This window comes from Peterkaempfera griseoplana (assembly GCF_001418575.1).
Taxonomy (GTDB): Bacteria; Actinomycetota; Actinomycetes; order Streptomycetales; family Streptomycetaceae; genus Peterkaempfera; species Peterkaempfera griseoplana.
In genome coordinates, this window is record NZ_LIQR01000333.1 from 1 (window position 1) to 4,538 (window position 4,538).

Consider the following 4,538-nt stretch of genomic DNA (forward strand, 5'->3'; position numbering starts at 1 on the left):
GGTGGTGGTCTTGCCGGCGCCGTTGCGGCCGAGCAGCGCGGTGACGCCCGCCGGGGCGACGTCCAGGTCGACGCCGTGCAGGATGTGCCGGCCGCCGACGACAACGCGCAGGCCGCGTACGGACAGCAGGGGTGCACCGGCCGTCGCCGCACCGGCCGTGGCGGGTCGCCCGTGGGCTGTCACAGTGCCTCCCCGAGGTAGGCCTGCTGCACGGTGGCGTCGGCCATCACGGCCGCCGGGGTGTCCAGGGCGAGCAGGGTGCCGTGGTGCATCACGGCCAGCCGGTCGGCGAGGCCGAGCAGGACGTCCATGTGGTGTTCGACCATGAGCACCGTCCGGCCGTGGTCGCGGTGGACGGAGCGGATGAGTTCGGTGAGGGCGGGCACCTCCTCCGCGGAGACGCCGGCCATGGGTTCGTCGAGCAGGATCAGCCGGGGTTCGCCGACCAGCAGCACGGCCAGCTCCAGCTTGCGCTTCTCCCCGTGGGAGAGGTCCCCGGCCGGGGTGTCGGCGCGATGGGCCAGCCCGGTGCGTTCCAGGACCTCGGCGACCTGCCGGGGGTAGCGGTCGGCCCGCCGCCAGATGCGGTACGAGGTCCGCCCCGCGGCCTGGGCGGCGAGGCGGACGTGGTCGGCGGCGGTCATCCCCGGCCACAGGGAGGAGGTCTGGAAGGTCCGGCCGAGGCCCCGCCGGGCCCTGGTATGGACGGGCTCGGCGGTGATCTCCGTGCCGTCCAGGGCGATCGTCCCCGTGGTGGCGGTGGTGAGACCGGAGATGAGGTTGAACAGGGAGGTCTTGCCCGCGCCGTTGGGGCCGATGAAGGCGACGAACTCGCCCTGGGCGACGTCCAGGGAGACGTCCTCGACGATGGTGGCCCCGCCCACCGTCCAGCCGAGCCCGCGCAGCCGCAGCACGGGTGCTGCCGGAGGGGTCATGGTTCAGCCCGCGGTTCCGGCGACCGGCGGGGCCACCTGGTCGGGGCTGAGGACCTTCTCCACCGAGGGCTTGGCGGCGGCGCCGCTGCCGGTGAGCTTCACCTGGAACATGGGCTGCAGCAGCGCGTGGTCCTGGGCGCGGATGGTGAGCCGGCCCTTGACCCCGTCGAAGGACCAGCCCTCCAGGGCCTTCACCAGGGCGTCGGTGTCACCGGTCCGGCCGCTCGTGGCCTCCAGGGCGTGGACGGTCATCTGGGCGGCGGTGAAGCCGTCGGGGCTGAAGAGGTCGGGGGTGGCCCCGGCCTTCTCCAGCGACGCGGTCATGGCCTTCTCCACGGCGGTGCCGGACGCTCCGGCGAAGTAGTGGTTGAGGAAGGAGATCTTCTCCCCCGCCGCGCCGAACAGCGGATACGAGGCGGCCAGGTCGAGTCCGGTGACCACCTTGGTGGCGGAGAAGACGCCCTGTTGGTTGAGGGACTGCCAGAGCGCGGGGGCGGTCTCCCCCGCCCAGGCGACGAAGAGCAGGTCGGGCCTGGCCGCCTTGGCCTGCTTGGCGAAGGGGGTGAGGTCGGTGGCGCTGGGCGGTGCCAGTACGGAGCCCACCGCGGCTCCCTCGCCGCCCAGCACGGCCTTGACGGCCGCGACGTTGGCCTGCCCGAAGGCGCTGTCCTGTGCCAGCACCGTGACCTTGCGTCCCTTGGCGTCGCCGATGAAGGAGGCCGCGGTGAGGATGTCCTGGTAGCTCTGCCGCCCGGAGCGGAAGGTGTACTTGTTGATGCCGGTGACCTGGTCGGCGGCGGCCGGTCCGCTGATGAACAGCACCTTGTTCTGCGCGGCGATCGGGGCCAGCTGCAGTGCCACGCCGGAGGCGGTGGACCCCGCCAGGACCTTGTAGCCCTTGCCGATCAGGTCCTTGGCCTCGGAGACGGCCTTGGCGGGGTCACCGGCGTCGTCCTGCTCGGTGATCTGCACCGGGTGGCCGTCGACCGCGCCGGTGCCCTTGGTGGCGTAGTCCAGACCGGCCTTGAAGCCCTCCAGGTACTGCTTGCCGTAGGCGGCGAGCGGGCCGGTCCGGGAGTAGACCAGTCCGACCTTGACGGGCGCCTTGGCCGCCTCCGTACCGCCGCCGGCGCCGTCCCCGGCGGTTCCGGCGGTTCCGGCCTTGGCGCAGCCCGCCGCGAGCACGACGCTCGCGGCCAGCAGCACCAGGGTGCGGGCGGGTCTGCGGGTACTGCGGGGGCTGGACTGGTGCATGGTGACCGACTCCTGGCGGCTGCGACGGCATGGTGGCTGCCGGAACCGTAGGAGGAGCCCGCCGCCGCGGACATGTGACCGGATACCGCTTCCCGGCCCGGAGTTGTGTGGTTGTCCCACATGGAAGGCGGCCGAGCGCCGCCGGGAGGGTGTTCGGTGTGGCCGCCCGGTCCGCCGAGGCGGGCCCCCGAGGCGGGCCCCGTGATCAGTCCGCGTGACCAGGGTGCGTGACCAGGCCGCACACCCTGGCCGGACGATCGGAGCGGACCGCAGAGCCGGGTGGCGGCGGGCGTCAGGGGCCGGGCGATCGGGCCACGCGATCGGAGAGGAATGCGATGGACAAGGTCCTGCCCTCCGCCGCGGAAGCGGTGGCGGACATCCCCGACGGGGCGCTGCTGGCCGTGGGCGGCTTCGGGCTCTGCGGTATCCCGTCGACGCTGATCGGCGCGCTGGCCGCGGCGGGCACCGGCGGGCTCCGGGTGGTCTCCAACAACTGCGGGGTGGACGACTGGGGCCTCGGCATCCTGCTGGCGGCCGGCCGCATCGTCCGGATGACCTCGTCCTATGTGGGCGAGAACAAGGAGTTCGCCCGCCAGTACCTCTCCGGGGAGCTGGAGGTGGAGCTCACCCCGCAGGGCACTCTGGCCGAGCGGCTGCGGGCCGGCGGCGCGGGCATCCCGGCCTTCTTCACCCCGGCCGGGGTGGGCACCCAGGTCGCCGACGGCGGACTGCCGTGGCGCTACCGCCCCGACGGCAGTGTCGCGGTGGCCTCCCCGCCCAAGGAGGTGAGGGAGTTCGGCGGCCGGAGGTATCTGCTGGAGGAGGCGATCACCGCCGACTTCGCCCTGGTGAGGGCGGCGGTGGCGGACCGTCACGGCAACTGTGCCTTCCATGCCGCGGCCCGCAACTTCAATCCGCTGTGCGCCTCCGCGGGCCGGATCACCCTGGTGGAGGCGGAGCGCATCGTGGAGCCCGGGGAGCTGCCGCCGGACGCCGTCCATCTGCCGGGTGTCTATGTGGACCGCGTGGTCGCCGCCGACCCGTCCGACAAACGCATCGAGCGCCGTACCGTGCGCCCCGCCGCTCCCCTGGAGGTCTGACCGTGCCCCTCGACCGTGAACTGCTGGCGGCGCGGGCCGCCCGGGAGCTGCAGGACGGCCAGTACGTCAATCTGGGCATCGGTCTGCCGACCCTGATACCGAACCATCTGCCGCCCGGGGTACGGGTGGTGCTGCACTCGGAGAACGGCATTCTGGGTGTCGGCCCCTATCCGGAGCAGGGTGCCGAGCATCCCGATCTGGTCAATGCGGGGAAGGAGACGGTGACCACGGCGCCCGGTGCGGCCTACTTCGACTCGGCGGTCTCCTTCGGCATGATCCGGGCCGGCCGGATCGATGTCTCGGTGCTGGGTGCGATGCAGGTGTCGGCCCGCGGTGACCTGGCGAACTGGATGATCCCGGGCAAGGCCGTGAAGGGCATGGGCGGCGCCATGGACCTGGTGCACGGTGCACGCCGGCTGATCGTGGTGATGGAGCACACCGCACGGGACGGCTCACCCAAGATCGTCGAGGAGCTGGACCTGCCGGCCACCGGGCGCGGCGTGGTCGACCGCATCGTGACCGACCTCGCCGTCATCGACGTCACCGAGGAGGGGCTGCGGCTGGTCGAGCTCGCCCCGGGCGTCAGCGAGGAGCAGGTACGGGCGGCGACCGGGGCACCGCTGGCCGGTTCGGTATCCAGCTGACCGAATGTCATGGGGCGTACGCCCGAGTGCAATTCCGGGCCGTTATCACACAAACAATTGAAGATGGCCGGTCAATGTTAAATCTTCACCACAGAAAGGCAGTCACTTCACCAATCGGTTGCGATCAAGCGTGCGGCCCCGCGACAGTTGGCGTGAAAGTCGGGACGACGTCGCAGCGAAGGACCCTGGGGGGAGCGACATCGTCCCACCTGGCGTTCTGCGCCGGGCGGGGGGAGTCCCCGAGCCGCACAGCCGGCTCCGGGGTCATGGGTCTGTGGGGGCAGACCCATGACCCTGCACGGGTGCGTCCGCACCCGCGGCTTCGGCATTCCGTCATTCCCCCCGGGGCAGAGCAACGGCGGGCGCCATGCGCCCGCCAGGGGGGTTGCCGAGATGACCCAGGTCTCCTCCGGATCACCACGGGCACCACGCGCCACACCGTCCGACGACCCACCGGCGGTCACCGCCACACCGGGCGCCGTCCGTTCACCCGAACCCGCGGTCGCAGCCGCCCCCGGAGTCACCCGGGCAACGGCGACGGCACCAGGACCCGCGCCGCAGACCCCAGCCACCGCCCCGCCCTCCGCCCCGGCCCAGGTCGCGGC

General features: G+C 72.4%; 4 protein-coding genes and 1 pseudogene. 2 read left to right on the forward strand and 3 right to left on the reverse strand.

Translation table 11 applies throughout. The features are described from left to right. From AOK09_RS24180 to AOK09_RS24190, 3 genes and pseudogenes are all read right to left on the reverse strand, one after another. Window positions 1-183, reverse strand: a pseudogene (locus AOK09_RS24180) (hypothetical protein); the annotation flags it as partial. Then, window positions 180-935, reverse strand: a complete 756-nt coding sequence (locus AOK09_RS24185) for an ABC transporter ATP-binding protein (RefSeq protein ID WP_079063381.1) — start codon at window positions 933-935, stop codon at window positions 180-182. The gene AOK09_RS24185 and the pseudogene AOK09_RS24180, both read right to left, overlap by 4 nt. A 3-nt stretch (window positions 936-938) precedes the next feature. Further along, a complete protein-coding gene (locus tag AOK09_RS24190) occupies window positions 939-2,189 on the reverse strand; it encodes a substrate-binding domain-containing protein (RefSeq protein WP_055589350.1) in 1,251 nt (416 codons plus the stop codon). 335 nt (window positions 2,190-2,524) lie between these two features. Between AOK09_RS24190 and AOK09_RS24195 the strand changes: the two genes are divergently transcribed. Continuing rightward, on the forward strand, window positions 2,525-3,289 hold the full coding sequence (locus AOK09_RS24195; protein WP_055589351.1) for a CoA transferase subunit A: 765 nt from the start codon (window positions 2,525-2,527) through the stop codon (window positions 3,287-3,289). A 2-nt stretch (window positions 3,290-3,291) separates the two neighbouring features. Further along, entirely contained in the window at window positions 3,292-3,933 is a 642-nt protein-coding gene (locus AOK09_RS24200; RefSeq protein ID WP_055589352.1) for a 3-oxoacid CoA-transferase subunit B, read from the forward strand. Window positions 3,934-4,538: the final 605 nt, after the last annotated feature.

Excerpts from the sequence above, each read along its gene's own strand:
- AOK09_RS24190 (WP_055589350.1), bottom strand. The coding sequence starts at position 2,189 with ATGCACCAGTCCAGCCCCCGCAGTACCCGCAGACCCGCCCGCACCCTG.
- AOK09_RS24185 (WP_079063381.1), bottom strand. The coding sequence starts at position 935 with ATGACCCCTCCGGCAGCACCCGTGCTGCGGCTGCGCGGGCTCGGCTGG.
- AOK09_RS24195 (WP_055589351.1), top strand. The coding sequence starts at position 2,525 with ATGGACAAGGTCCTGCCCTCCGCCGCGGAAGCGGTGGCGGACATCCCC.